Raw genomic sequence first — 25,969 nt, 5'->3', positions numbered from 1 at the left:
TGCGAGGGCGACCATGCTGCGCGCTCTTGAGATCCGCGATGTGCTGATCATCGACCGGCTCAGCCTTGATCTTGGCCCGGGCCTGAACGTGCTGACCGGCGAGACCGGGGCGGGCAAGTCGATTCTGCTGGACGCGCTGGGCTTCGTCCTTGGCTGGCGCGGCCGCGCCGAACTGGTGCGTGCCGGGGCCACGCAGGGCGAGGTCACCGCCGTGTTCGATCTCGCGCCCGGCCACGCCGCCCACGCCGTGCTGAATGAAGCCGGCATCGACGTGGACGATGAACTGATTTTGCGCCGCGTGAACACCGCCGACGGACGCAAGACCGCCTGGATCAACGACCGCCGCGTTTCTGGCGAGGTATTGCGCGACCTTTCCGACCATCTGGTAGAGCTGCACGGCCAGCACGACGATCGGGGCCTTTTGAACCCACGCGGCCATCGCGCGCTGCTTGATGCCTTCGCGGGCCTTGATCTTGCCCCCCTGCGGGCGGCCTGGGCAGCTCAGCGCGAGGCTCGTGCCGCCCTGGCCGAGGGCGAAGCCGCCATGGCCCGTGCCGCTGCGGACGAGGATTTCCTGCGCCATGCGGTGGCCGAGCTTGACCGCCTGAACCCCGAACCGGGCGAAGAAGCCGGGCTTGACGCCCGCCGCCGCCTGATGCAGGGCGCTGCCCGTATCCGCGAGGATGTGGCCAGGGCGCTGGTGGCGCTGTCCGAAGAGGGCGCCGAGGGCCGGATGCGCGATGCGCTGCGCTGGCTGGATGGCGCCGCTGACAAGGCAGAGGGCCGCCTCGACGCGGCGATGGAGGCGCTGAACCGCGCGCTCATCGAACTGGGCGAGGCTCAGGCCGGCGTCGAAAACGCGCTTGAGGCGCTGGATTTCGATCCCGGAGAGCTGGAGCGTGTCGAAGAACGTCTTTTTGCCATCCGGGCGCTGGCACGCAAGCATGGCGTGCTGCCTGACGATCTGGGTACTTTCGCGGAAGACCTGCGCAGGCGATTGGCCGCGATCGACGGCGGAGCGTCAGGCATTGCCCGGCTGGAACGCACCGCGCGCGAGGCCGAGGCAGCCTATGCGGCCGAAGCCGCACGGGTGACGGCCGCCCGGCGCGCGGCGGCCGTCCGGCTCGACGCTGCGATGGCTGCCGAACTGGCGCCCCTCAAGATGGAACGTGCGACCTTTCGCACTGAAATTGCCGCGGGCGAGCCAGGACCAGAGGGCGTGGATGCCGTGACATTCACCGTCGCTACCAACCCTGGCGCGCCGGCCGGGCCGCTCAACCGCATCGCCTCGGGCGGGGAACTCAGCCGCTTTCTGCTGGCGCTGAAAGTCTGCCTAACCGGCGACACCCCCGGCCAGACCCTGATTTTCGACGAGATTGACCGGGGCGTGGGGGGGGCAACCGCCGATGCAGTGGGGCGGCGGCTGAAGGCGCTTGCTGCAGGTGCCCAGGTTCTGGTCGTGACCCACAGCCCCCAGGTCGCCGCTTTCGGCACCCGGCACTGGCGGGTGGAAAAGCGTGTGGCGGGGGACCAGACCCTGTCCAGCGTAACCGCTCTGCCAGAAGAGGAACGGGTCGAGGAAATTGCCCGGATGCTGGCTGGCGATACCGTGACCGAAGCCGCAAGGGCTGCCGCGCGGGCGCTGTTGGCCGGCTAGTGCGAGGCTAACGCTTCCCGGGCGGGCTAGACTTCTGGTCGCCATGTGCCGTCGCCAGTCCACGACGAAGTGGTGCGCGAGCAAGTCGTGCAGGGTGGCTTTGATGCGGATGGTTGAACGTATCAGATCCCGCGGGCGCGGCGGCGGGGGAATGCCTTGGCATGGGCAGCCGGAAGGCGCGATCTTTTTTGTGAATTTCTGATATTATAGGTCTTTCAGAATTTTGTAGACAGATCCTTCCGTGGCACATCAAGTCCTTCCGCTGTTGGGCAAACCTTTCCGCAACCGGCGTTAATGATCAAAGCCGAGGCGGAAATGGAAGAGCCATGCAGCAGGCGCATGACGGGCCTTCCGTTCCGGCTCTGCAATGCTGCGCTGCGGCGTCCTATGTTTGCGGCAAGATGAAAGGATCGAAACGATGCTGAACCTGCTTAAATCACTGATCTGTTCCCGCGATCCTGCGGCCTTGTCCGACCGCGAGCGTGCCTATCTGAATGCCGCCGTGTCGCTCTATGACCTGGAACGGCGCGAGCGCGAGATCGACCGCGGCCTTTTCCGCCATCCTCACCCCTACATGTGACGCCTCACCCCGGCACGACCTTGCCGGGGTTCATCAGGTTCATGGGGTCAAGCGCGCGCTTGACCGCGCCCATGACCTGCCAGCCCGCTCCGTGTTCGGCCGCCATGTAGGCCAGCTTGCCAAAGCCCACCCCATGTTCGCCCGTGATCGTGCCACCAAGCCGCAAGGCGCGTTCCGCCATTCGCCGGGCCAACGTTCTTGCTGTGGCCATTTCTTCGGGACGGTCGGGGTAAACCATCAGGATCGCGTGGAAATTCCCGTCTCCCACATGGCCCAGGATCGGCCCGGGAAGCCCTGACGCGGCAATGTCGGCCCGGGTCTCCTCTACCGCTTCGGCCAAGGCCGAGATCGGCACGCAGAGATCTGTCACCACTGCCTTTGCTCCCGGCCGTGAGGCCAGGATTGCCCGGTAGGCCGCATGCCGCGCCGCCCAGAGGCGGCTGCGGTCCTCCTGCCGTTCGGCCCAGGCAAGCCCCTCTGCCCGGAAGTCGGCCGCAAGGTTCCGGAACCGGCGCACATCCTCGGTCAGACCCTCGGCGTGGCCATGAAAATCGGCCAGAAGCTGCGGCTGGACCGGCAGCGACAGGCCCGAGAAGGCATTGCAGGCCGCAACCGTTTCGGCATCCAGAAACTCGATACGTGCCGGCGTCAGGCCCATCTGCATCGTGGCGATCACGCAGTCCACTGCAGCCGCGACCGAAGGAAAGGCTGCAACCGTGGTCATGACCGCTTCGGGCTGACCGTGCAGGCGCAGCACAAGCTCTGTGATCAGGCCAAGCGTCCCCTCGGCCCCCACAAAAAGCGCAGTCAGGTCGTAGCCAGCGGCGGTCTTCGGGGCCAGGCTGCCGGTTCGGATTACCCGTCCATCCGAAAGGACGACCTCCAACCCCATGATATTGCTGCGCATCGTTCCGTAGCGAACTGCTGTCGTGCCCGAGGCGCGCGTCGATGCCATGCCGCCCAGGCTGGCATTTGCCCCCGGATCGACCGGGAACATCAGACCCGTCGTCCGCAATTCGCGGTTCAGCGCCTCACGTGTGATGCCGGGTTGTACCCGCGCCAGCCTGTCCTCGGGCCGCACCTCCAGAACCCTGGCCATGTCGCGGAAGTCCACCACCACGCCCCCCGCCAGGGCCAGGGCATGGCCTTCCAGCGAGGTGCCCGCACCCCAGCCAATCAGCGGCACACGGTGGGTGGCGGACCAGCGGGCCAGTGCGGCAACCTCTTCCGTGGCGCGGGGGAAGACAACGGCGTCGGGCAGCCCGGCCATCACCAGGCTTTCGCTTTGCCCATGCTCTGCCAGAACCGACGGCGACACGGAAAACCTGTCACCGAAAAGGTCGCGAAGGTCGGACAGTGCCAGCGTCGTCAGCATCGTACAAGCCTACGACCTTTCAGGCAGGGCGCAAGCTCTGGCCCTTCGCTGCGCCATGCGGTATCACCGCGCGCATTCAGCCGCAGGGGAATCGCCCATGAAAGCCGCCGTCGTCACCTTCCCCGGATCGAACTGCGACCGCGATCTTGCCGTAGCCTTTGAAGGGGCAGGGTTCGAGGTGGCGCGGGTCTGGCACAAGGACACCTCGCTGCCGAAGGGCGTCGATGTGGTGGGGGTGCCTGGCGGCTTCAGCTTCGGCGACTACCTGCGCTGCGGCGCGATCGCCGCACAGTCGCCGATCAGCGGTGCGATCCGGGCCCATGCCGAACGGGGCGGCTATGTCCTGGGGATCTGCAACGGCTTTCAGGTCCTGACCGAAATGGGCCTGCTGCCCGGTGCGCTGATGCGCAATGCCGGGCTGAAGTTCGTCTGCCGGATGGTCACGCTTCGGGTTGGTACGACCGACAGCGCCTATACCTCAGGTTATGTCCTTGGCCAGACGATCCGCATTCCCGTCGCCCACCACGACGGCAACTATACCATCGACGCCGAGGGCCTGGCGCGGTTGAAGGGCGATGATCGCATAGCCTTTACCTACTGCGACAACCCCAACGGCAGCATGGCAGACATTGCCGGCGTCCTGTCGGAGAACCGCCGCGTGCTGGGGATGATGCCGCATCCCGAACGCGCGACCGAGGCAGCGCTGGGTTCGGAAGACGGGCGGGCACTTTTTTCGTCGATCATGGGCGGGATGGCGCTGGCCTGACCGCCTTCCGCTTGAGGGCCGCCGGGCCCGGCCCTAATCTTCGTGCATGGCAGCAAAAACCCCTCAGCTTGCACAGTCCGATCAGGGCATGTCCTGGCGCGTCAAGCTTGTGGTGGGCCTGCTTATCATGCTTGCCGTCGCGATCGTTCTGGTCTCGAACCGCCTGTTGACCGAACGCTATACGAACGACACGCGCAGCCGTGCCGAAGTCCGACTTGCGCTTTACACCGGCAACCTGATGGCGGAATTGCAGCGGACCTCGGTCGTCCCGTTGCTTCTGTCGCGCGACCCAGAACTCGTCCAGGCGCTGCGTGACGGCAACTACTCCTCGACCTCGGCAAAGTTGATCGCGCTGCAATCCCAGATCGGCGTGGCCTCGATCAGGCTGCTCGACCGGGACGGGCGGGTCGTGGGTGCGACGAATCGCAACATCCTTGGCACGAACAACCGGAACGCCCCGTATTTCGTAGATGCGCAACGCACGAAGGATACCATCTTCAGCGCAGTGAAACGCGAGGCGGGCGGTTTCGATTTCGTCTACTCGCGCGCGCTGCTGTCGGACTCCAAGGTCATCGGTGTCATCGTCGTCTCGGTCGATCTGATGAAATTCGAACGCGCCTGGGCGGGTTTGCAGGATGCGGTGCTGGTGACCGACAGCGAAGGAATCGTGATCCTTGCGACCGAGACGGTCTGGCGCGGCCAGCCGGTGGCCGAGGCGCTGGCACTGCGCGACCCGCCCTCGGCGATCTCGCGCGCGCTGCGTGCCACGGCCGACTGGGCGCAGACCCCACCGGATGCCTATGTCCGGGGCGAAGCGGTGATGAAGACCGAGGCGCGCATCCCCTTCCGTGGTTGGAAGTTGCAGACCTTCACCGCCTACGGTTCGGTGCGCGAGCAGGTGAACGGCATTCTGGCACTGCAGATCATGGGCTTTGCCATTCTCATGGCGTTCACCTTCTACATGCTGTCGCGTCGGGCTTGGTCGCGTTCGCTGACGTTCCAGCGGGAGTCGGCCGAACTGCGCGCGCTGAACGCTCGGCTGCAACGCGAAATCGCCGAACGCGAGAAGGTGCAGAAGGATCTTGAGGTCGCAGAGCTGACACTAGCGCAATCCTCGAAACTGGCCGCACTGGGTGAAATGTCGGCTGCTGTCAGCCACGAACTGAATCAGCCGCTGGCGGCGATGAAGACCTATCTGGCCGGCGCGCGGCTGTTGCTGCAGCGCAAGCGCCCGGACGAGGCTTTGTCCTCGTTCCAGCGCATCGACGACCTGATCGAACGGATGGGTGCGATCACCCGCCAATTGAAGTCTTACGCGAGGAAGGGCGGAGAAGCCTTTGAGGAAGTTGATCTTCGTGCTTGTGTGTCTTCAGCACTGGCGATGATGGAGCCGCAGCTCAAGGCGCGGGTGGTCAAGATCACCCGCGGCTTGCCGCGCCAGCCGGTGATGGTGATGGCCGACCGTATTCGGCTGGAGCAGGTGATCATCAATCTTTTGCGCAATGCTCTGGACGCGACGAAGGACATCCGCGATCCTCAGATTGACATCCTTTTGTCGGCCGGCGAGACGGCGACGTTGACCGTGCGTGACAACGGACACGGGATCAGCGATCTCGAGAACCTGTTCGAGCCCTTCTACACCACCAAGAAACCGGGCGAGGGCGTCGGACTGGGTCTTGCCATCTCGTCCGGGATCGTGACCGATCTGGGCGGCCGCCTGACGGCGCGGAACGCCGAGGGTGGCGGGGCGGTTTTCGAAATGCAGTTGCCGATCCTGGGCAACAGACAGGAAGCAGCAGAATGACAATGAAGAGGTCCCCATGGCCCGCGTAATGAAGGTGGCAATCGTCGATGACGAGGCGGACATGCGGCAGTCAATCAGCCAGTGGCTGGCGCTGTCGGGATTCGACACCGAAACCTATGCCAGTGCCGAGGATGCGCTGAAGGCGATCGGCCCGGATTTCCAGGGCGTCGTCGTCAGCGACATCAAGATGCCGGGCATGGATGGCATGACATTCCTCAAGCGGCTGATGGGGCAGGATTCGGGCCTGCCGGTCATCATGATCACCGGCCATGGCGACGTGCCGATGGCGGTCGAAGCGATGCGCGTCGGTGCATTCGATTTCCTGGAAAAGCCGTTCAACCCTGACCGGATGACCGAACTGGCCAAGAAGGCCACCCAGGCGAGGCGGATGACGCTGGACAGCCGCGCGCTGCGCAAGGAGTTGTCCGACGGCTCGACCATCATGAAGAAGCTGATCGGCACCAGCCCGGCAATGGAGCGGCTGCGCGAGGACATCCTCGATCTTGGCCAGGCCGACAGCCATGTGCTGATCGACGGCGAGACGGGCACCGGCAAGACGCTGGTTGCCCATGCGTTGCATGCCGTGGGGCCGCGGGCGTCGAAGAAGTTCGTGGCGATCTCCTGCGCCGCGTGGGGTGAGGAGCAGCTTGCTGCACGTCTTTTCGGCCCGGCCGAGGATGGCACCCTTCCGCTGGTGGAAGAGGCGCGGGGCGGGACGCTTTGCCTTGAGGACATCGAAGCCCTGCCGAATGCGTTGCAGGCACGTCTGCTGACCTTCATCAATGACCAGGGCACCCCGCCGGAAACCCGGATCATCGCGATCTGCAACCAGCACGCGCCGGATACGACGCTGGAACAGGTTCTGCGGCCCGACCTTTATTATCGGCTGGGGGCGATGACCATCGTGTTGCCGCCCCTGCGCACCCGTGGAGAGGACATACTGACGCTGTTCAACCGACTCAGCGAACAGTTCGCCGAGGAATACGGCTGCGAGGCCCCCCAGGTCACCGCGCAGGAGGCCGCGCAGCTTTTGCAGGCGCCCTGGCCGGGGAACGTGCGTCAGCTGGTGAACATTGCCGAACGCGCAGTCCTGCAGAACCGGCGCGGATCAGGGTCGATCGCCAGCCTGCTGATGGCCGACAACGAAGCCGCCGGTCCGGTGCTGACCACGGAAGGCAAGCCGCTGAAAGACTATGTGGAGGCTTTCGAGCGGATGCTGATCGACAACACGATGCGGCGGCACAAGGGGTCGATCGTCGCCGTAATGGAAGAACTCTGCCTGCCGCGCCGGACTTTGAACGAGAAGATGGCCAAATACGGGCTCAGCCGGTCGGATTATGTCTGAACTTGCTGCGCGTTTCGGGGTTTCCTGCGGGCAGCCCCGAAACGGCTTCGGCTGTCTGCGGCGCGTTGGCATGTGACAGGGCGTCGCCGTCCCGGTCCGTGCGTGGCATATCTGCGCATCAGGTCTTGCCCGCGGGCGCGGGGCAGATCCCGCTGTGCCGGGCGAAGAATGCCCATTGTGTTTCCGGCAGAATTCCCGTTAGGGTCGCGTGACGCGAAGGCGATGCTTTCGCGCAGGAATTCTCTGTCCGGCAGGACTGGCGCCCGAAGCGTGCCGCCTGTCGGGCAGTCGGATAGGCCGCAAGGCCGGAATTTCCCGCCAAGTCATTGACGATGCGGGGTGAACAGGTGGGTCGCCACGTGGCTTCCCGAAGTGAAACGCGATGATGTGTGCGACAGTCGCAAGTCAGGACGAGGGGTGCCCACCGGGCACGGTCCGCCGCATTGCTGTCCGCGCCATCGCCCGAACAAGCCGCCTTTTCCCTGTCAGCCATCCACCCGGGGCTTCCCCGGGGCGGGCTTCTGGCAGGCCGGGCGCATTGGAACATCATGGCCAAGAAGATGCTTATCGATGCCACCCATCCCGAGGAGACTCGGGTCGTGGTGATGGACGGAAACAAGGTTGAAGAGTTCGACTTCGAGACCGTCAACAAACGCCAGATTACCGGAAACATATATCTCGCCAAGGTGACGCGGGTGGAGCCTTCGCTCCAGGCGGCTTTTGTCGAGTACGGCGGCAACCGCCATGGTTTCCTGGCCTTTGCCGAAATCCACCCTGACTATTATCAGATCCCGGTCGCTGACCGGAAAGCTCTGATCGAGGAAGAGCGGGCGATGGCCCGCGCCGAGGAGGAAGAGGAAAACCGTCGGTCGCGCCGCCGCCCCGCCCGCCCTGCGCCCGTGACCGAAGCCGCAAAAGCGGATGACGCCGTTGCCGAGGGCCCGGAAGGCATGGCGGTAGTCGATCTTGAAGATGACGATTCCGACCTGATCGATGCCGGCGAGACCGAGCTGGTCGATGCCACGCCTAGCCCTGACGGTGAGGCTTCCGCCAAGGCCGAAGGTGGCGAGAACGGCGAGGGCGAGGCGCCCTATCGCGCCGTGGACCACGCCAGCGAGACCGACGACGAAATCGAATCGATTGCCGAAGAAGACCTGGCCGAGGAAATCGCCCCGCCGCGTCGCCCGCGCGCGCGCCGCTACAAGATACAGGAGGTGATCAAGGTCCGGCAGATCATGCTGGTCCAGGTCGTCAAGGAAGAGCGCGGCAACAAGGGCGCGGCGCTGACAACCTATCTGTCGCTGGCCGGCCGCTATTGCGTGCTGATGCCGAATACGGCGCGCGGTGGCGGAATTTCCCGCAAGATCACCCAGGCCGCAGACCGCAAGCGGCTCAAGGAGATCGCGTCGGAAATCGAGGTGCCCGAAGGTGCGGGGCTGATCATCCGCACGGCAGGGGCCAAGCGGACCAAGCCCGAGATCAAGCGCGATTACGAATATCTGATGCGGCTTTGGGAACAGATCCGCGAACTGACGCTGAAGTCGATCGCGCCAGCCAAGATCTACGAGGAAGGCGACCTGATCAAGCGGTCGATCCGCGATCTTTACAGCCGCGAGATCGACGAGGTGCTGGTCGAGGGTGAGGCGGGCTATCGCACCGCCAAGGACTTCATGCGGATGATCATGCCCAGCCATGCCAAGCAGGTGATCCGCTACAACGAGCCGACTCCGTTGTTCGCCAAGTATCAGGTGGAAGGCTACCTTGCGGGCATGTTCAACCCGGTCGTCCAGCTGAAATCCGGCGGTTACATCGTGATCGGGGTGACCGAGGCGCTGGTGGCGATCGACGTGAACTCCGGCCGGGCGACCAAGGAAGGCTCGATCGAGGAAACCGCGCTGAAGACCAACCTCGAGGCGGCCGAAGAAATCGCACGCCAGCTGCGCTTGCGCGACCTGGCGGGTCTGATCGTCATCGACTTCATCGACATGGAAGAGCGCAAGAACAACGCCGCTGTCGAGAAGCGCCTGAAGGAAAAGCTCAAGACCGACCGTGCGCGAATCCAGGTCGGCCGGATCAGCGGATTCGGTCTTCTGGAGATGAGCCGCCAGCGGCTGCGCCCGGGCATGCTGGAATCGACCACCCAGCCCTGCCCGCATTGTCACGGCACGGGTCTTATCCGGTCGGATGATTCCATGGCGCTGACCGTGCTGCGCGCGCTTGAGGAAGAGGGCACGCGGAAGCGGTCGCGCGAAGTGCTGCTGAAGGCGCCGATCGGGATCGTGAACTACCTGATCAACCACAAGCGCGAGCACATCGCACTGATCGAGGCTCGCTACGGCATGAGCGTTCGCATCGAGGCAGACCCGATGCTGGTCAGCCCCGATTACACGATCGAGAAGTTCAAGACTGCGACAAGGGTCGTCCCCGAGACCCCGGTCGTTTCGGGTCATGCGGGCCTGATGGGCGCGCCCGTCGATGAGCAGGACCACGATATCGTCGAGGAAAGCGCCGAAGAGGAACAGGCGGTCGATGCCGAGGCAGCGGAAGCGCAGCCCCAACCCGCAGAAGGCGAGGGTCAGCCCGGCAAGAAGAAGCGGCGCCGGCGGCGCCGGCGGCGTGGCGGCCAGCGCGAAGGTTCGGTTGCCGAGAACGGCGCGGCGGAAGGCGCTGGTGCAGAGGCCGACGACGAAGAATCCGCCGAAGAGCCTGCGGAGACGATCGAGGCTGCGCCGCCCGTGGCCGTTGAACCCGAGGTCGAACCGACTGCACCGCCGGAAAAGCCCAGGCGCACGCGCAAGCCGCGTGGGGAAACGGCCGAGGCATCGGCTTCCGCCGATGCTGATTCTTCCGAGGGGCCGGTGACCGGGACGGTTTCGCAGGAATCCGAGACGTCCGAACCCGCGACCGCGGAAAAGCCGGCACCGAAACGCCGGGCAAGTCGGACCAGGGCCGAACCGAAACCCGAGACAGAGAGCGCGGCAGAAACGACCGCGGCAAAGTCGAAGGCACCCCGCAGCCGCACAACCAGGTCGAATGCGGCGGCTGAGGCTCCGGCCGCCGAGGCCACGGAAGCAGCAGCGCCGACGCCCGAGGTCGTGGCGACCGAGATGCCGGCAGCAGAAGCCCCCGCACCCGAGGCCGCAACGCCTGACCTGCCGGCGCTGGCGCCTGATCCGGGCATGGAACCTGCGGCAGAGGGTATGGTGGCCGATCCTGGCGAGGCTCGGTCCGCGTCGGCGGAAGAAACCGCGCCGGCAGAGGAAGCCGCAAAACCCAAGCGCAAGGGCTGGTGGTCGCTGGGCCGCTGAGTCCTGACCTTACTTTCCATGGACTTCGTCTTCCTGCCCGGGTCTTCCGGCAGGAGGGCGAAGTCCGATCGGATCATCCGCGACGGATCAGATGCAGGGTGACGGCCCCTTCATCCCTGGTTTCCAGATAGCAGTGGCCGGCCTCGGCGCAGAAATGGGGCATGTCGATCCTGGCCATCGCATCGGTTGTGCGAACGCACAAGACGGTGCCGGACGCCAAGGCCGCAAGCCGCTTGCGTGCGCGCAGAACGGGCAGGGGGCAAAGCAGCCCCTCGCAATCCAGAAGTTCGTCCCAATCGGCCATGCGGCCGTTTAGCCGGGGAAGGGCCTCGCGGCAAGGTTTCAGCCGGGCCACGGGGATGTGACGCCCTGAATGCGTGACGCGGGGCTGCAAAGCCGCTATTTCGCGAAGAACATGTTTGGAATCGAGATCATCGACGCTGCCCTTCTGCCCGCGATGCTGGTTGCGCTTGCGGCCGGTGTCCTGTCGTTCCTCAGCCCCTGCGTCCTGCCGATCGTGCCGCCCTATCTGGCCTACATGGGCGGGATCAGCATGGGCGAGATGACCGTGCAGGGTGCCGCACGGCGCCGGGTGATCCTGCCGGCGCTGTTCTTCGTTCTCGGCCTGTCCACGATCTTCCTGCTTCTGGGGTTCACCGCTTCGGCTTTCGGCAGTTTCGTGCTGCAGAACCAGCTGCTGCTGGCGCGGATCTCGGGTATTGTCATCATCGTTTTCGGTCTGCATTTCCTGGGCCTGTTCCGCATCGGGATCCTCGACCGTGAGATGCGGCTGGATGCAGGCGACCGGGGCGGATCTGCCCTTGGTGCCTATGTGCTGGGCCTGGCCTTCGCCTTCGGCTGGACGCCCTGCATCGGCCCGCAACTGGGGGCGATCCTGTCTCTGGCCGCGCAGGAGGGCAGCATGGAACGCGGAACCCTGTTGCTGGGCGTCTATGCCTTGGGCCTGGGTCTGCCATTTCTTCTGGCGGCGATCTTCATCGAGCGATCGATGTCCCTGCTGGCAAGGCTGAAGCGGCACATGAAGCTGATCGAGCGGCTTATGGGCGCCCTGCTGATCGGCGTCGGTCTGGCGCTGGTGACCGGGGCCTTCACCGATTTCAGCTACTGGATGCTGGAAACCTATGAATATCTGGGTCTGCCTCTGCCCGGCTGAGGCTTCCTTGGCGCCCGCCGATGGGTAAGCTGGGGCATGGCAGACGGGGCAGGTCGGGCGTGAAGTCGGGCAACGGGATCGGCGAAGGAACGGGTGTCTTCCGGCGCCATGTCCTTTATGTGCCCGGCTATGACCCCTTTCCTCCGCGCAGATATCGCGAACTGTACCGCAAGGAGGGCGCGGCACAGGCCGCGATTTCGGGATACGAGCTTGCGATCCGGGCGCGACCGGGCACTGCCGGCGGTTGGTGCGTGACCAGCTGCATGGAACAGGCTGCCGAGGCCGAGATGGAGGTTCTGGTCTGGTCCGATCTGGTGAAGTCCTCGATGGAGAGGGGGGTGCTTGGCACCTACCTGCTGTTCTTTCGGACGGCATGGGTCTATGGGGCATCGGGGGCGCTGTGGCGCCTGCTCAGGCTGCGCAAGGGGCCGATGATCGCTGCGCTCTATCCCGCGGTGCTGCTGGCGGGGCAGGCACTGGTTGCGATGCTGGCGGGGTGGATCGTGGCGCGGCTTGCCGGAGGTGGCTGGGCAGGCCTGGGGCTGGCCCTTGCCGTGGGATTTGCGGTGCTGGAAGGCTTTCGCCGGATCGACCGCAGGCTTTTCGTCTATTACCTCATGCACGATTATGCCTATACGGCGGTTGCCCGTGGGGCCTATCCGGCGGCACTGGCTGACAGGCTGGCGCAGTTTCGCGGGCGCGTTCGCGCTGCCATGGAAAGCGGGGTGGACGAGGTTCTGGTCGTAGGCCATTCCTCGGGCGTGCATCTGGCGGTCAGCGTGCTGGCCGACCTGATCCGCGAAGGCGTGCCGCCGGGCCCGTCGCTGGGGTTCCTGTCGCTTGGCCAGGTGGTGCCGATGGCGTCCTTCCTGCCCGAAGCGCGGAAGTTGCGGGGCGATCTGCTTTTCCTGTCGCAGCGCCAGGAACTGACCTGGGTCGATGTCTCTGCGCCCGGGGATGGCTGCTGTTTCGCATTGTGCGATCCGGTCGCGGTCAGCGGCATGGCGACTAAAGGTCAGCGCTGGCCGCTGGTGATCTCGGCCGCCTTCAGCCAGACGCTGAGCCCCGAACGCTGGCAACACTTGAAGCGGCGCTTCTTCCGGCTGCATTTCCAGTATCTCTGTGCCTTTGACCAGCCCGGCGACTACGACTATTTTCGCATCACCGCCGGGCCCCTGACACTGGCCGAACGCTACGCGGGGCGCAGACCCTCGCCCGGACGGGTCGCGCAGGCCTGCAGCCCATACAGGGACATGGCTTGAGGCCGCCCAAGCCGGAACCGCGCAAGGATCGCGTCCCGCTCTGGGACTATCTGCGGCTTTTCCGCCGCGACATCCTGTCGGCTCAGCCGGCGCGGCTATACCGGGCGTGGATGGCCGAATTCCGCACGCCGTTCTTCCGCAGCTATCTGTGCAACGACCCGGCGCTGGTGCGGCGCGTGCTGGATGACCGGCCCGCCGACTTTCCGAAATCGGACCGGGTGACCGAAGGGCTGCGCCCGCTGCTCGGCCGGTCGGTCTTCGTCACCAATGGCGATGAATGGCTTCACCAGCGCCGGATCATCGACCCGGCCTTCGAGGGCGGCCGGCTGAAGGAGGCTTTTCCTGCGATCTGGGCGGCCAGCGAGGCCGCCGTCGCACGCATGACCGAGGGCGAGGTCGAGGTTGAGCTTCATGCCAGCCATGCGGCAGCGGATGTGATCTTCCGCACGCTTTTCTCGATCCCGATTGAGGACCGGGTGGCACAGGCCGTGTTTCACGAATTCCGCGCCTATCAGCGCAGCGCCCCGATCCTGAACCTGGGCGCCTTCCTGCCCCTGCCGCGCTGGATGCCGCGGCTGCACCGGCGGGCGACGCTGCGCTCGGCCCGGGTGATCCGGGAGCTGATTTCCGCGCTGACGGCCGAACGTGCGGCAGCGATTGCGGCAGGAACCGCACCCGTGGATCTGGCGACGAGAATCATGACCACGCCCGATCCGGTGACCGGGGCGCCCTTTGCAACCGCGGAAATGGTCGACCAGGTGGCGATCTTCTTTCTTGCCGGACACGAGACCAGCGCCTCTGCTCTGGCTTGGGCGCTGTATCTTCTGGCCACGCATCCCGAGGCTCAGGCGCGGGTCGCATCAGAGGCGGCGGCCCTGCGGCCAGAATTCGGCACGTTGGGGCAACTGCGCTACACGCGCGATGTATTTCGCGAGGCGCTGCGCCTTTATCCCCCCGTGCCGATGATGGTGCGCGAAACGGTGGCGGAAGAGGATTTCCGCGGCAGGCTGGTGAAATCCGGGGCGCAGGTTGTCATCAGCCCCTGGCATCTGCATCGGCACGAACGCATCTGGGACCGGCCGGACGATTTCGATCCCGACCGTTGGTCAGGCGAGACACGCGATGCGGCACGGGATGGCTATCTGCCATTTTCGCGCGGCCCGCGCGTCTGCCCCGGCGCAGGTTTCGCGATGCTGGAAGGCACGCTGATGCTGGCACATCTGATCCGCGCCTATCACTTCCAGGCGCTGCCCGACCGGGTTCCGGTGCCGGTGGCACATCTTACGGTTCGGGCGCAAGACGGGATCTGGTTGCGGGTCACGCGTCGGGACGACGCCGATCTGATGCCCTGACAGGGCGGCTGCGGTCAGAGCAGCTCGATCCGGTAGCTTTCGATCACGGTATTGGCGAGCAGCTTCTCGCACATCGCCTTTACCTCGGCTTCGGCCTTCGCAACGTCGGTCTCGGCCAGGTCGAGTTCGATCACCTTGCCTTGGCGGACGCCGGTCACGCCTTGGAACCCCAGAGACCCCAGCGCATGGCGCACGGCCTCGCCCTGCGGGTCAAGGACGCCGTTCTTCAGCATGACGGTGACACGAGCTTTCATCGGGGCCTCCGGCGCAGTGGGTTGCTCGTCCTTAGCGAAGGGGCGCGCAGGGGGCAAGACCCGCGTCATCCGCCAGAAGCAACCGCTGCGCGACAAGGGCACCGCTGCCGGCCAGCACTGCCGCAAGCAGGAAATATCCCGCGATCCAGCCTGCCTGTTCGGGCAGGTCGTGCCCCGCATCGATCAGCAGGCCGGTCACGCCGGGTCCGATCGCGCTGCCCAGCACCATGACTGCGCCCGTCATCGCCCGGATCCGGCCCAGATGGGCGTTGCCGAAGAACTCGGCCCAGATCGCAGTGGAAAGCGTTGCATTCGCCCCGACCGAGAGCCCCATAAGCACCATCGCTGCGGCGGCCGCGCCCGGTGTCGTCGCATGGGCGATGGCCAGATACCCCAGGGCCAGCGGCAAAAGATAGACCGGCACCAGCCGGGCCGCGCCAAAGCGGTCCACAGCCCATCCGGTGGCCAGCATGCTGGCAATGCCCGAAATGGTGAACACAGGGAAGAGCGCGACAAGCGTGACATGGGCCCAGCCCTTCACCTCGGCCAGGTGAACCTGGTGGAAGAAGAAGGCGGTGATCCATGCCGGCGGCCCCAGGATTGCCGGAACCAGCAGCCAGAACAGCCAGTGGCGCAGGACCTCGCCCCGCGTCCAGTGCCGCCCGCCCATGCCGGTCGAATGCTGTTCGGCGGCAAAGCTTTGTGGCGTTCGTTCCTGCCGCAGCAGCACGTGAAGCACCGGCATCAGCACGATCGGCACCAGCCCCGCCAGAAGCCACAGGCTGCGCCAGTCGATCAGCAACATCAGGCTGGCGGCGGTGATCGGCAAAAGCGCCTCTCCCGCTGCAACGCCAAGCCCGGCAAAGGCGACTGCCCGCCCGCGACTTGCCGCGAACCAGCGCGACATGGCGACCATGGCTGTATGGCCCATCATGCCCTGACCCGTCAGCCGCATCAGGAACACCGCGACCCAAAGCATCCAGACCGCCGGCGCCGTGGCCATCAGCAGCGACGAAGCCGCCAGCCCGCAAAGGATCACCAGCGAGATGTGCCGCACCCGGAACCGGTCGGTCAGCCCGCCCGAGTAGATCATCACCGCCGCCGAGGCCATCGTGGCCCCGGCATAAAGCGCGCCCCAAGCCCCGTGTGACAGGTCGAAGGCCGCGCGAATCTCTCCGGCAAAGACCGAGATGAAGAAGGTCTGGCCGAAGCTCGAGGCCCAGGTCAGCAGGAAGCCGGCCATCAGCCAGCGCAGGTTCTGGCGGAGGAAGGCGATATAGTCGGTCATTCCGGGGCTTTCCGGTATTTTGACGCCGCAGATCCTGGCCCGGTCCGCACGGGGACAAGGCCCTGATGCCCGAAAACGCGATTTCGGTCTGCGCCCTCAGTTGATCAGGGTGGGCTTTGTCGTATGCGTGACGTTCGAGGGCAGCACACCCAGGCGACGCGCTAGTTCGGTATAGACATCAGCCAGTGGCTGCGGGTCTGGCACTGTTCCGTCAGGGCGCTCGGGAAGGCGCATGTCCCACAGCCGGCAGCTATCGGGGCTGATCTCGTCGGCGACGATCAGACGCATGAAATCGCCTTCCCAGATGCGGCCGACCTCGATCTTGAAGTCTGCCAGGCGAATGCCGACGCCCATCATCACGCCGGAAAGGAAGTCATTCACCCGCAAGGCCAGCGCCACGATGTCGTCAAGATCCTGCTGGCTGGCCCAGCCAAAGGCAACGATATGCTCTTCTGCGACCATCGGAGAGTTCAGCCGTGGATCCTTATAGTAGTATTCCACGATCGGGCGGGGCAGCTGCGTGCCTTCCGGGATGCCCAGCCGCGCGGTCATCGGTCCTGCGGCAAAGTTGCGCACGATGACTTCCAGCGGAATGATCTCGGCCATCCGCACCAGCTGTTCACGCATGTTCAGCCGGCGGATGAAATGCGTGGGTACCCCGATCTGGTTCAGACCGGACATGAAGAATTCCGACAGGCGGTTGTTCAGCACCCCCTTGCCCTCCAGCGTGGCCGGGGCTGCTACGGTGGGGGCGCTGTCGTCCTTGAAATACTGAATCAGCGTGCCAGGTTCCGGGCCTTCGTAAAGGATCTTGGCCTTGCCTTCGTAAACCTTCTTGCGCCGTGCCATGCCGTCTCCGTTTCAGGGTCCCGCAAAAGGGTAGGGGACCCCGTGGGGGGTGTTCCCTTGGCCTATAGTCCATGGGTCGCCCTGTCGCAAGGCGCGAGGGGGAGAAGGGGGCTTGCGGCAGGGCCGGTCGAGGGGCATATGAGGGACAAACAGTCCATGCCCGGGGGAGCCCATGACCACCTTCGACGAACGCGAGCATGCCTTCGAGGCCAAGTTCGCCCATGACAGCGAAATGCAGTTCCGTGCCGAGGCGCGGCGCAACAAGCTGGTCGGACTTTGGGCAGCGGAACTGATGGGCAAGACCGGCGACGAAGCCACGGCCTACGCCATGCAGGTCGTCGAAGCCGATTTCGAGGAAGCCGGCGATGAGGACGTGGTGCGCAAGGTCGTCGCCGATCTGGCCGGCAAGGCCAGCGCCGACGAGGTGCGCGCTAAGCTGAAGGAGCTGATGCCCGTGGCCAAGGCCCAGCTGCTGAGCGAGATCTGACCCCCTCTGCGCCCGCCCCGTGCAACTTGAGGCGGGCGCCATCATTTCATGCGCAATATGAATTTGCGTCGGGTCCGGGTGCATGGCATTGGGGGCTGAACCCGGCCAACCGAAGGACCCTTTCCATGACCGACCTGCTTTCGCGCCTGCTTGGCGAACGCGACTGGCTGATGGCCGATGGCGCGACCGGAACGAACCTGTTCAACATGGGCCTCTCCTCTGGCGAGCCGCCCGAACTGTGGAATACCGACCGCCCCGATAACATCCGCAGGCTTTATCGTGGCTCGGTCGAGGCAGGGTCGGACCTGTTCCTGACCAACACCTTCGGCGGCAATGCCGCGCGTCTGAAGCTGCACAATGCGCAGGACCGGGTGCGGGAGCTGAACCGGATCGGCGCCGAGCTTGGCCGCGAGATCGCCGACCAGGCGGGGCGACCTGTGGTGGTGGCCGGGTCGATGGGCCCAACGGGCGAGATCTTCGAGCCGATGGGCACACTGACCCACGCGACGGCGGTCGAGATCTTCCACGAACAGGCAGAGGGTCTAAAGGAGGGCGGGGTCGATGTCCTGTGGGTCGAGACGATCAGCGCCCCCGAGGAATTCCGCGCCGCAGCCGAGGCGGCGGCGCGGGCCGGCATGCCATGGTGCGGCACGATGAGCTTCGACACGGCGGGCCGCACAATGATGGGTGTGACATCGGCCGCGCTGGTGGATCTGGTCGAGAAACTGCCGAACCCGCCGATTGCCTTCGGTGCCAACTGCGGTGTGGGTGCTTCTGACCTGATGCGGACTGTGTTGGGCTTTCTGTCAACCGGAACGCAGCGGCCGGTGATCGCCAAGGGCAATGCAGGTATTCCCAAGTATCACGATGGCCACATTCACTATGATGGCACACCCGAACTTATGGCGGAATATGCCGTGCTTGCCCGCGATGCCGGGGCCCGGATCATCGGCGGATGCTGCGGCACGATGCCCGAGCATCTGAAGGCCATGCGTCATGCCCTTGAAACCCGGCCGAAGGGGCCGCGCCCGACGCTGGAAGACATCTCGGCGAAACTGGGTGCATTCTCCTCGGCCTCGGACGGGACGGGCGATACCTCGGGCGAACCCCGCCGCGAACGGCGCGGACGGAGGGGTTAGGGCCTGGATAGATCCGATAAGGCTGCGTCAGGCCGGATTGTTCAGAACAGCGCAAGCTGGTCGCCGGCCCTGGGGGGCGGGGCAAAAAGGTCGGTGCGCAGGGGCGGAAGCCCGCTGCCCAGCCCGAGCCGCCTGCGCGCAAGTTCAGCGCGGCGGTGTATGAGATCGGCCCATAGGCCCTGACCGCGCATCCTGGTGCCGAAGGCAGGGTCGTAGTCCTTGCCCCCGTGCAATTCGCGCACCCTGCCCATGACGCGCGCCGCGCGGTCGGGAAAGGTCGTCTGGATCCAGCGGCGGAAGAGATTGGCCACCTCCAGTGGCAGACGCAGGGGAATCGAATTGGCAAAGCGCGCGCCCGCGTCGCGTCCGGCCTGCATCACTGCCTCAAGTTCGTGATCGGTCAGCGCCGGGATCAGGGGCGAGACCTGGATGCGCACCGGAATGCCCGCGCCGGCCAGCCGCTCGATCATCTGCAACCTCCGCTTTGGGGCGGGTGCCCGCGGTTCCATCCGGCGGGCAAGATCGGGGTCAAGCGTGGTGACGCTGATCGACACCGCCGCCAGACCATCGGCCGCCATCGGGGCCAGAAGGTCGATGTCGCGTTCGACGGTCGTGCCGCGCGTGGTGATCCAGACCGGGTGGCGGAAGGCGGCCAGCACCCCCAGAATCTGCCGCATGATGCGGCTGTCCTGTTCCACCGGCTGATAGGGGTCGGTGTTGGTGCCGATGGCCAGCGGCTGCACACGGTAGTCGGGCTTGCGCAGCTCGTCCTCCAGCACGGCAGCGATGCCGGGCCGCGCAATGAGGCGCGTCTCGAAATCGAGCCCCGGTGACAGGTTCAGCCATGCATGCGACGGCCGCGCGTAACAGTAGATGCAGCCGTGTTCGCAGCCGCGGTAGGGATTGATCGACCGGTCGAAGGGCAGGTCAGGCGACTTCTGCCAGGTGATGGCCGAACGCGGGCGCTCTTCTCGCAGTTCGGTGCGAACGGTCCGTTCTTCCTCGGCGATGTCCCAGCCGTCGTCGAAGGCGACGCGCCGGGTCGCCTCGAACCGGCCGGCGAGATTGCTGTCTGCGCCGCGACCGCGCAGACGGTGGCCAGGAAGGATGCTGTTGCTCATGTGACGAAACTAGAACATATGCGGAACAGGCGCCACAACTTTCCTGCCCGCGACGGCTTTCTGTCGGCTTTCATCCGGTGTATGTCGCTTGCCGAATAGTGATGCGGTCGCTTTGCGACCATGCACGAGGCAGACACTTCCGCTTGGAGCGCCCGCAATGGCCGACGACGAAATCATCCTCTCCGAACTTTCGGACGACGAGCTTGTGCTTCAGATGCACGACGACCTCTATGACGGTCTCAAGGAAGAGATCGAGGAGGGCGTGCGTATCCTGATCGAGCGCGGCTGGGCGCCCTATGACGTGCTGACCAAGGCGCTGGTGGCGGGGATGACCATCGTTGGTGCCGACTTCCGTGACGGTATCCTCTTCGTGCCCGAGGTGCTGCTTGCCGCGAACGCGATGAAGGCGGGGATGGCGATCCTGAAGCCCCTGCTGGTCGAAACCGGCGCGCCGCGCATGGGCAAGATGGTGATCGGCACGGTGAAGGGCGACATCCACGACATCGGCAAGAACCTGGTGGCGATGATGATGGAAGGCGCCGGCTTCGAGGTGGTGGACTTGGGCATCAACAACGCGGTCGAGAAATACATCGAGGCGCTGGAGACCGAAAAGCCCGACATCCTGGGCATGTCGGCGCTCTTGACCACGACCATGCCCTACATGAAGGTCGTCATCGACACGATGAAGGAAAAGGGCCTGCGCGACGATTATATCGTGCTGGTGGGCGGTGCTCCCCTGAACGAGGAATTCGGCAAGGCCATCGGCGCGGATGCCTATTGCCGCGACGCTGCGGTTGCGGTCGAGACCGCCAAGCAGTTCGTTGCGCGCAAGCACAACCAGCTGAACGCCTGAGCACGGCTCCGTGATCCTGCCGGGGCTTGCACAAAGCCCCAGCAGGGCGCAGATTGATGCGCAGGGGGACAAGCCATGCCGTTGACGCATTTTCTTGGGCTGATTGCACTGGTGCTGGTTGCGGCGGGTCTGACGCTATGGCTTGCCTTTGGCTCTGGTCTGCCGTTGGTGGCGCTGATGTTCGCGGCTCTGTCGGCAAGTGTGATCCTGACCTGGACCCGGGTCAGCCGTTAGGGCGCCCCCCGGCGCCGATGAAGGTGCCCGATGGATGATCTGACCCTTTCCGAGACCGGTCTTGCGCCCAACCAAACGGGGCGCATCCTTCTGGTGGCGTGCGGTGCCCTTGCGCACGAGATCCTGGCCCTCAAGGCAGCGAACGGCTGGGAGCATATCGATCTGCAATGCCTGCCCGCCAAGCTGCACCTGTGGCCGGAGCGGATCATCCCAGCCGTCGAGGCGGCGGTCATTGCGGCGCAGGGGCGCTATGAGACGATCTTCGTCGTCTATGCCGATTGCGGGACGGGTGGTCTGCTGAAGGCGGCCTGCGACCGGCTGGGGGTCGGTATGGTAGAAGGCCCGCACTGCTATGCCTTCTTCGAGGGCAATGCCGCCTTTGCCGCCCGTGCCGAAACCGAATTCGATGCCTTCTATCTTACGGATTTTCTGGTGCGCCAGTTCGATGCCTTTGTCTGGAAGCCCATGGGTCTGGACCGCCACCCCGAACTGCGGGACATGTATTTCGGAAATTACCGCAAACTGGTCTATCTGGCGCAGCTTGATGACCCCGCGCTGGATGCAAAGGCGCAGGACTGTGCCGCACGGCTGGGGCTGGCCTACGAGCGGCGCTTGACCGGTTATGGCGACCTGGCAAGGACGCTGGCGCGTGTTGCCAGCTAGGTTGAAAAATCGGTGATGACCGCGACACCGGGCGCGGTGGGGCCGTCGAAGGCCTGCAATTCCGTTGTCGCCTGTGACAGCGGCACTCTGCGGGCGACAATCGGGCGCACGTCGATGCGGCCGGACTCGATCAGCGAAAGCAGGGTGGGGTAGCGCCAGGCTGGCATGCCGCGCGTGCCGAACATCGACAGCTGGCGCATGTAAAGCGTGTTCATGTCGATCTGCATGCTGGCGGTGTGCCCGACAGGAAGGCCGATCTGGACATGACGGCCAAGCGGGCGCAGGCAGCTCAGCGAGGCATTGGCCGTTGCCTCGATCCCCAGTGCCTCAACGCTGACATGGGCACCGCCCTGCGTGGCTTCGACGATTCGCGCGGCAACATCGCCCTCGCGGGCATCCAGGGCCACTTCGGCGCCAAGGCCGAGGGCATGGGCCAGCTTGTCGGGCACCACATCGACCACGATTACCCTTGCCCCGAGCGCCCTGCCGACAAGCAGGCAGGAAAGGCCGATCCCACCCGTCCCGTGGACGGCAAGCCATTCCCCGGCCTGCAGCGCAGCGCGCCCGGTCAGGGCATGGAAGGCTGTGGTTACGCGGCAGCCGAGGCCAGCTGCAAGGTCGGGTGAAAGGCTTTCGGGCAGACGGGTCAGGTTATGTGCATGCGGAACCGAGACATATTCGGCATAGGCTCCGCGGTCGCCGAAGCCCGGGACGCGTTGGCTGCGGCAGGTGGTTGTCTGACCGGACCGACATTCTGGACAGGCGCCGCAGGCGAGGATGAAGGGGGCGATCACACGGTCGCCCTTGCGCCACGTCGCCAGCGGGCCGGCTTCGACCACCTCGCCACAGTATTCGTGGCCGGGGATGTCGCCAGGTTTCACCTTGGGGTGTTCGCCGACCCAACCGTGCCAGTCGCTGCGGCAGATGCCGCAGGCGAGGGTTCGCACCACCACGCCATCCGGCTCGCAGACAGGGTCGGCGACAGTTTCGAGACTCAACGGCTCGCGGTAGGCGCGAAGGACGGCGGCGCGCATCAGGATCCTCGGTAATGGTTCAGGCAGAAGACGCGGATTGCAGAGGCCAGCCCCTCGTCGCCGCGCCGGGCGGCGTCGATCTCGGCGGCAAGGAGGTTAAGAGGGGTCTGCCGTTCGGCGGCAATGGCGCGGAAGGCCTCCCAGAACTCGGGCTCGAGCGAGACCGAGGTGCGGTGGCCGCGAAGGGTGAGCGAATGCTTGGCAGGGCGGCTGGTCATGATGGAAGGCTAGCGGATGCAGCGGTGGTGCAAAATCCCCAAGCAAGGATCTTGCCACGTTTCTTGCAAAGGAAACCCGGGGTAAAAGGCGGATCAGAACCTCTCGGGATTTGCAGAACGCCACGAGATGCCCCGCATTCTCGACCAAGCCTCCGTCGGGTGCCGTCCGGCTGGACAACATCTGGCCCATCCATTCCTGCGACGTGACCGGCAAAGGCGGGTGTGGCATCGGGCGCCTTCCTGCCGACAGCCTGTCATAGCCGGGTCAACGCCCGGTTACTCGCTCTCGCGCCGATGTGCTTCGAGGGTTCTTGCGGCCTTCTCGGCCTCTGCCTTCTGAAGCGCACGCTCGGCCTTGGTGCGACCGTGCTTCGCTGCATTCGCATCCGCCGCGGCGCGGGCGGCCTTGCGGGCCGCCTGCTTGCGTGCGGTGCGGAGGTTGACGACTTCGGCCATCAGCCCTTCGGGCCGATCATGTCTTCGGGCCGCACGATACGGTCGAAGGTCTCGCCATCGACGAAGCCGAGGGCGATGGCCTCTTCGCGCAGGGTCGTGCCGTTCTTGTGCGCGGTCTTGGCGACCTTGGTCGCGTTGTCGTAGCCGATGGTCGGCGCCAGGGCCGTGACCAGCATCAGGCTTTCCTTCATGAGCTTCTCGATCCGCGTCCGGTTTGCCTGGATCCCGACCACCATGTTGTCGGTGAAGCTTGCGGCGGCATCGCCCAGAAGCTGGATCGACTGCAGCACGTTGTAGGCCATCATCGGGTTGTAGACGTTCAGCTCGAAATGGCCCTGGCTGCCGGCAAAGCCCACCGCCGCATCATTGCCCATGACATGGGCGCAGACCATGGTCAGCGCCTCTGCCTGGGTCGGGTTCACCTTGCCCGGCATGATGCTGGATCCCGGCTCGTTCTCCGGCAGGATCAGCTCTCCCAGGCCCGACCGCGGACCCGAGCCGAGAAGCCGCAGGTCGTTGGCGATCTTGAACAGGCTTCCGGCCACCGTCTTCAGTGCGCCCGAGAACATCACCATCGCGTCATGGGCAGCCAGAGCCTCGAACTTGTTCGGCGCGGTGACGAAGGGCAGGCCGGTGATCGTGGCAATCTCGGCCGCGACGCGTTTGTCAAAGCCCACGCGGGTGTTCAGCCCCGTGCCCACCGCCGTCCCGCCCTGTGCAAGTTCGTAGATATGAGGCAGGCAGAGCTTCACCCGCTCGATCCCCCGGTCCACCTGGGTGGCATAGCCCGAGAATTCCTGGCCCAGCGTCAGCGGCGTCGCGTCCTGCGTATGCGTCCGGCCGATCTTGATGATGTCCTTGAATTCCTCGGACTTCGCCCACAGGGCCTTCGCCAGCTTTTCCAGCCCCGGCAGCAGAACGTCGCGCGTGTGCATGCCGATGGCCACATGCATTGCGGTGGGGAAAGTGTCGTTAGAGGACTGGCCCATGTTCACATGGTCGTTCGGATGCACGGGCTTCTTCGAGCCCATGACGCCGCCCAGCATCTCGATGGCGCGATTGCTGATCACCTCGTTGGCATTCATGTTCGACTGGGTGCCGGAGCCCGTCTGCCACACGACCAGAGGGAAGTTGTCGTCGAACTTGCCCTCGATCACTTCCTCTGCTGCCGCCACGATGGCCTTGCCCAGCGTCGGGTCCAGGTCACCCTGCGCCATGTTTACCAGCGCGCAGGCCTTCTTGATGACCCCGAGCGCGCGGATGATCGGGACAGGCTGGCGTTCCCAGCCGATGGGGAAGTTGATGATCGACCGCTGGGTCTGTGCGCCCCAGTACTTGTCGGCGGGAACCTCGAGCGGGCCGAAGCTGTCGGTCTCGGTACGGGTCGCGGTCATCGGAATCTCCTCGCAAACTCTCGTGTCCCGCATAGCGCCGGGGGGCGGTGAAATCAATTGGCATACCGTCGCATACCGTCGCGCCCTTCAACGGGATTGCCCGACGCCTGCCTCAGTTCCGGTGAAAGCGGTAGACGGTTGCGGGGGGAAGGTTTGCCCAGACCTTGTGCCCCTTGTCCACCGTCAAGCCCAGGCTTGCGATCGTTTCGGGCGACAGGGGCGGCCGGGGGCCATAGGTGAACTGCACATAGCGGCCGCGCGGGGCAAGAATGCGGAATGCGGCATCGACGATACCCTCGCGCACCTCGGACGGCATCGACAGAAGCGGCAGGCCCGAGATCACGGTCGATACGCCGGGCTCGATCAGCCGTGGGGCCTCTTGCGCGGGCAGGCGGTGGACCGTGACGCCCGGGAACCTTTCGCGCAGATGTTCGACGAACTCCTCGTCAAGTTCGAAAAGGGTCAGGTCTTCAGGGCGCACGCCGCGGGCCAGGATCGCCTCGGTGAACCGTCCGGTTCCGGGTCCGAACTCGACCACGCGACCGCTGTGCGGCCCAAGTCCCAGGGTCATTGCCCGGGCCAGCGTGCGCGACGAAGGGGTGATGGCGGAAACCTGCCTCGGGTTCCGCAGCAGGCGTCGGCGGAACAATGCAAGGTCAGAGGTCACGGTTCAGGTCTTTCGGAACTTGTCGAGTGAGACCACTTCGGCATCCTTCCGGGGGGTCTCGTCCTCGGCCTCGATGTCCTCTTCCTCGTTGTCGTCCTCGTCATCATCGTCGGTGGGCTGGGTCTCGAATCGCAGCCCGAATTCAACCGACGGGTCCACGAAGGTGCGGATGGCATCGAAGGGAATCACCATCGGCTCGGGCTGGTTGCCGAAATTCAACGTCACGCTAAAGCTGTCGTCGCCGACCTCGAGGTTCTCGAACCAGTGCTGCAGGACGACCGTCATCTCGGACGGATAGCGTTCGCGGAGCCAGTCGGCCATGGCCACGTCGGGATGCGTGGTGTCAAAGGTGATGAAGAAGTGATGCGCGCCGGGTAACCCGTTTCGTGCCACATCCGCAAGCACGGTCTGGATCAGACCGCGCATGGCCCGGTGCATTAGGGTTCCGTAGTCGATCGAACGCGCCATGTCCCGTCCTTTCCCATTGGATGCAGCATAGGGGATTCGGGGAACAAGGAAAGGGGCGGCGGGCGGATTGCCAATGGGCAATCACAAAAGCGCCGCTAGGGTCAGGACCCATTGATTTTGTAGACTTGGCCTGATTCAATCTCCGAAAGGAGACTGGAGCATGAGCAACCTTTTCTGGCTGACCGACGCGCAGATGGCGCGGCTGAAGCCCTTCTTTCCCA

26 protein-coding genes are annotated in these 25,969 nt (G+C 65.1%); 14 read left to right on the top strand and 12 right to left on the bottom strand.

Features of this window, described 5'->3' with window-relative positions:
• Positions 1–13: 13 nt before the first annotated feature.
• A complete protein-coding gene (recN, locus tag EYB42_RS11295; protein WP_135450219.1) occupies positions 14–1,657 on the top strand; it encodes a DNA repair protein RecN in 1,644 nt (547 codons plus the stop codon).
• 418 nt (positions 1,658–2,075) lie between these two features.
• Positions 2,076–2,237 carry a DUF3563 family protein gene (locus EYB42_RS11290; protein ID WP_135450218.1) on the top strand — a complete coding sequence of 54 codons (162 nt, stop codon included), beginning with the start codon at positions 2,076–2,078 and terminating at the stop codon, positions 2,235–2,237.
• A gap of 4 nt (positions 2,238–2,241) precedes the next feature.
• Here EYB42_RS11290 and EYB42_RS11285 read toward each other — a convergent pair whose 3' ends face one another.
• Positions 2,242–3,612: an FAD-binding oxidoreductase gene (locus EYB42_RS11285; RefSeq protein WP_135450217.1), complete on the bottom strand. Its 1,371-nt coding sequence runs from the start codon at positions 3,610–3,612 to the stop codon at positions 2,242–2,244.
• Between the two features lie 97 nt (positions 3,613–3,709).
• On the opposite strand from EYB42_RS11285, the gene purQ reads away from it, so the two are divergent.
• The 4 genes from purQ (at position 3,710) to EYB42_RS11265 (ending at position 10,835) form a co-directional block, all read left to right on the top strand.
• A complete protein-coding gene (gene purQ, locus EYB42_RS11280; RefSeq protein WP_135450216.1) occupies positions 3,710–4,378 on the top strand; it encodes a phosphoribosylformylglycinamidine synthase subunit PurQ in 669 nt (222 codons plus the stop codon).
• A gap of 88 nt (positions 4,379–4,466) precedes the next feature.
• Positions 4,467–6,182 carry a sensor histidine kinase gene (locus EYB42_RS11275; protein WP_240784117.1) on the top strand — a complete coding sequence of 572 codons (1,716 nt, stop codon included), beginning with the start codon at positions 4,467–4,469 and terminating at the stop codon, positions 6,180–6,182.
• A 16-nt stretch (positions 6,183–6,198) separates the two neighbouring features.
• Positions 6,199–7,527, top strand: coding sequence for a sigma-54-dependent transcriptional regulator (locus EYB42_RS11270; RefSeq protein ID WP_135450214.1), 1,329 nt, complete (start codon positions 6,199–6,201; stop codon positions 7,525–7,527).
• Between the two features lie 548 nt (positions 7,528–8,075).
• Positions 8,076–10,835 carry an Rne/Rng family ribonuclease gene (locus EYB42_RS11265; RefSeq protein ID WP_135450213.1) on the top strand — a complete coding sequence of 920 codons (2,760 nt, stop codon included), beginning with the start codon at positions 8,076–8,078 and terminating at the stop codon, positions 10,833–10,835.
• A 73-nt stretch (positions 10,836–10,908) separates the two neighbouring features.
• Here the strand turns inward: EYB42_RS11265 and EYB42_RS11260 are convergent, their stop codons facing one another.
• Positions 10,909–11,139: a sulfurtransferase TusA family protein gene (locus EYB42_RS11260; protein WP_135450212.1), complete on the bottom strand. Its 231-nt coding sequence runs from the start codon at positions 11,137–11,139 to the stop codon at positions 10,909–10,911.
• A gap of 111 nt (positions 11,140–11,250) precedes the next feature.
• Between EYB42_RS11260 and EYB42_RS11255 the strand changes: the two genes are divergently transcribed.
• Genes EYB42_RS11255 through EYB42_RS11245 form a run of 3 tightly spaced genes read left to right on the top strand, consistent with a single transcriptional unit; the run spans position 11,251 to position 14,623 of the window.
• Complete coding sequence (locus tag EYB42_RS11255; RefSeq protein WP_135450339.1) at positions 11,251–12,009, top strand: cytochrome c biogenesis CcdA family protein; 759 nt, start codon at positions 11,251–11,253, stop codon at positions 12,007–12,009.
• Positions 12,010–12,068: 59 nt separating this feature from the next.
• Positions 12,069–13,271, top strand: coding sequence for a hypothetical protein (locus tag EYB42_RS11250; protein ID WP_240784115.1), 1,203 nt, complete (start codon positions 12,069–12,071; stop codon positions 13,269–13,271).
• On the top strand, positions 13,268–14,623 hold the full coding sequence (locus EYB42_RS11245; RefSeq protein WP_135450211.1) for a cytochrome P450: 1,356 nt from the start codon (positions 13,268–13,270) through the stop codon (positions 14,621–14,623). The genes EYB42_RS11250 and EYB42_RS11245 overlap by 4 nt, the downstream gene beginning before the upstream one ends.
• A 14-nt stretch (positions 14,624–14,637) precedes the next feature.
• Here EYB42_RS11245 and purS read toward each other — a convergent pair whose 3' ends face one another.
• The 3 genes from purS to EYB42_RS11230 all read right to left on the bottom strand — a co-directional run bounded on the left by purS (position 14,638) and on the right by EYB42_RS11230 (position 17,014).
• Positions 14,638–14,877, bottom strand: a complete 240-nt coding sequence (purS, locus tag EYB42_RS11240) for a phosphoribosylformylglycinamidine synthase subunit PurS (protein ID WP_135450210.1) — start codon at positions 14,875–14,877, stop codon at positions 14,638–14,640.
• A 31-nt stretch (positions 14,878–14,908) separates the two neighbouring features.
• A complete protein-coding gene (locus EYB42_RS11235) occupies positions 14,909–16,165 on the bottom strand; it encodes an MFS transporter (RefSeq protein WP_135450209.1) in 1,257 nt (418 codons plus the stop codon).
• A 96-nt stretch (positions 16,166–16,261) separates the two neighbouring features.
• Positions 16,262–17,014: a phosphoribosylaminoimidazolesuccinocarboxamide synthase gene (locus EYB42_RS11230; protein ID WP_135450208.1), complete on the bottom strand. Its 753-nt coding sequence runs from the start codon at positions 17,012–17,014 to the stop codon at positions 16,262–16,264.
• 172 nt (positions 17,015–17,186) lie between these two features.
• Between EYB42_RS11230 and EYB42_RS11225 the strand changes: the two genes are divergently transcribed.
• Complete coding sequence (locus tag EYB42_RS11225; RefSeq protein ID WP_135450207.1) at positions 17,187–17,501, top strand: DUF1476 domain-containing protein; 315 nt, start codon at positions 17,187–17,189, stop codon at positions 17,499–17,501.
• Between the two features lie 125 nt (positions 17,502–17,626).
• On the top strand, positions 17,627–18,640 hold the full coding sequence (gene bmt / locus EYB42_RS11220) for a betaine--homocysteine S-methyltransferase (RefSeq protein ID WP_135450206.1): 1,014 nt from the start codon (positions 17,627–17,629) through the stop codon (positions 18,638–18,640).
• Between the two features lie 41 nt (positions 18,641–18,681).
• Here the strand turns inward: bmt and EYB42_RS11215 are convergent, their stop codons facing one another.
• Complete coding sequence (locus EYB42_RS11215; protein ID WP_135450205.1) at positions 18,682–19,761, bottom strand: PA0069 family radical SAM protein; 1,080 nt, start codon at positions 19,759–19,761, stop codon at positions 18,682–18,684.
• Between the two features lie 157 nt (positions 19,762–19,918).
• Between EYB42_RS11215 and EYB42_RS11210 the strand changes: the two genes are divergently transcribed.
• From EYB42_RS11210 to EYB42_RS11205, 3 genes are all read left to right on the top strand, one after another.
• The gene (locus EYB42_RS11210) at positions 19,919–20,614 is read left to right on the top strand and encodes a corrinoid protein (protein WP_135450204.1); all 696 of its coding nucleotides are present in this window, start codon (positions 19,919–19,921) and stop codon (positions 20,612–20,614) included.
• Between the two features lie 75 nt (positions 20,615–20,689).
• A complete protein-coding gene (locus tag EYB42_RS17375; protein ID WP_167851001.1) occupies positions 20,690–20,848 on the top strand; it encodes a hypothetical protein in 159 nt (52 codons plus the stop codon).
• Between the two features lie 30 nt (positions 20,849–20,878).
• A complete protein-coding gene (locus EYB42_RS11205; RefSeq protein ID WP_135450203.1) occupies positions 20,879–21,511 on the top strand; it encodes a DUF1638 domain-containing protein in 633 nt (210 codons plus the stop codon).
• On the opposite strand, the gene EYB42_RS11200 is transcribed toward EYB42_RS11205, so the two are convergent.
• From EYB42_RS11200 to EYB42_RS11175, 6 genes are all read right to left on the bottom strand, one after another.
• A complete protein-coding gene (locus tag EYB42_RS11200) occupies positions 21,508–22,545 on the bottom strand; it encodes a zinc-dependent alcohol dehydrogenase family protein (protein WP_135450202.1) in 1,038 nt (345 codons plus the stop codon). The genes EYB42_RS11205 and EYB42_RS11200 overlap by 4 nt on opposite strands.
• Entirely contained in the window at positions 22,545–22,763 is a 219-nt protein-coding gene (locus tag EYB42_RS11195) for a ribbon-helix-helix domain-containing protein (RefSeq protein ID WP_135450201.1), read from the bottom strand. Before EYB42_RS11195 ends, EYB42_RS11200 begins: the two co-directional genes overlap by 1 nt.
• Positions 22,764–23,039: 276 nt before the next feature.
• On the bottom strand, positions 23,040–23,219 hold the full coding sequence (locus EYB42_RS11190) for a DUF4169 family protein (RefSeq protein WP_135450200.1): 180 nt from the start codon (positions 23,217–23,219) through the stop codon (positions 23,040–23,042).
• The gene (fumC, locus tag EYB42_RS11185; protein WP_135450199.1) at positions 23,219–24,613 is read right to left on the bottom strand and encodes a class II fumarate hydratase; all 1,395 of its coding nucleotides are present in this window, start codon (positions 24,611–24,613) and stop codon (positions 23,219–23,221) included. The genes EYB42_RS11190 and fumC overlap by 1 nt, the downstream gene beginning before the upstream one ends.
• Before the next feature lie 112 nt (positions 24,614–24,725).
• Positions 24,726–25,280 carry a class I SAM-dependent methyltransferase gene (locus tag EYB42_RS11180; protein ID WP_240784113.1) on the bottom strand — a complete coding sequence of 185 codons (555 nt, stop codon included), beginning with the start codon at positions 25,278–25,280 and terminating at the stop codon, positions 24,726–24,728.
• 3 nt (positions 25,281–25,283) lie between these two features.
• Complete coding sequence (locus EYB42_RS11175; RefSeq protein WP_135450197.1) at positions 25,284–25,748, bottom strand: SspB family protein; 465 nt, start codon at positions 25,746–25,748, stop codon at positions 25,284–25,286.
• Positions 25,749–25,969: the final 221 nt, after the last annotated feature.

It is taken from the genome of Tabrizicola caldifontis (assembly GCF_004762095.1).
Classification (GTDB): Bacteria; Pseudomonadota; Alphaproteobacteria; order Rhodobacterales; family Rhodobacteraceae; genus Tabrizicola; species Tabrizicola caldifontis.
The sequence above is the reverse complement of the archived record's forward strand: the minus strand, read 5'-3'. Positions and strand labels throughout refer to the sequence as shown.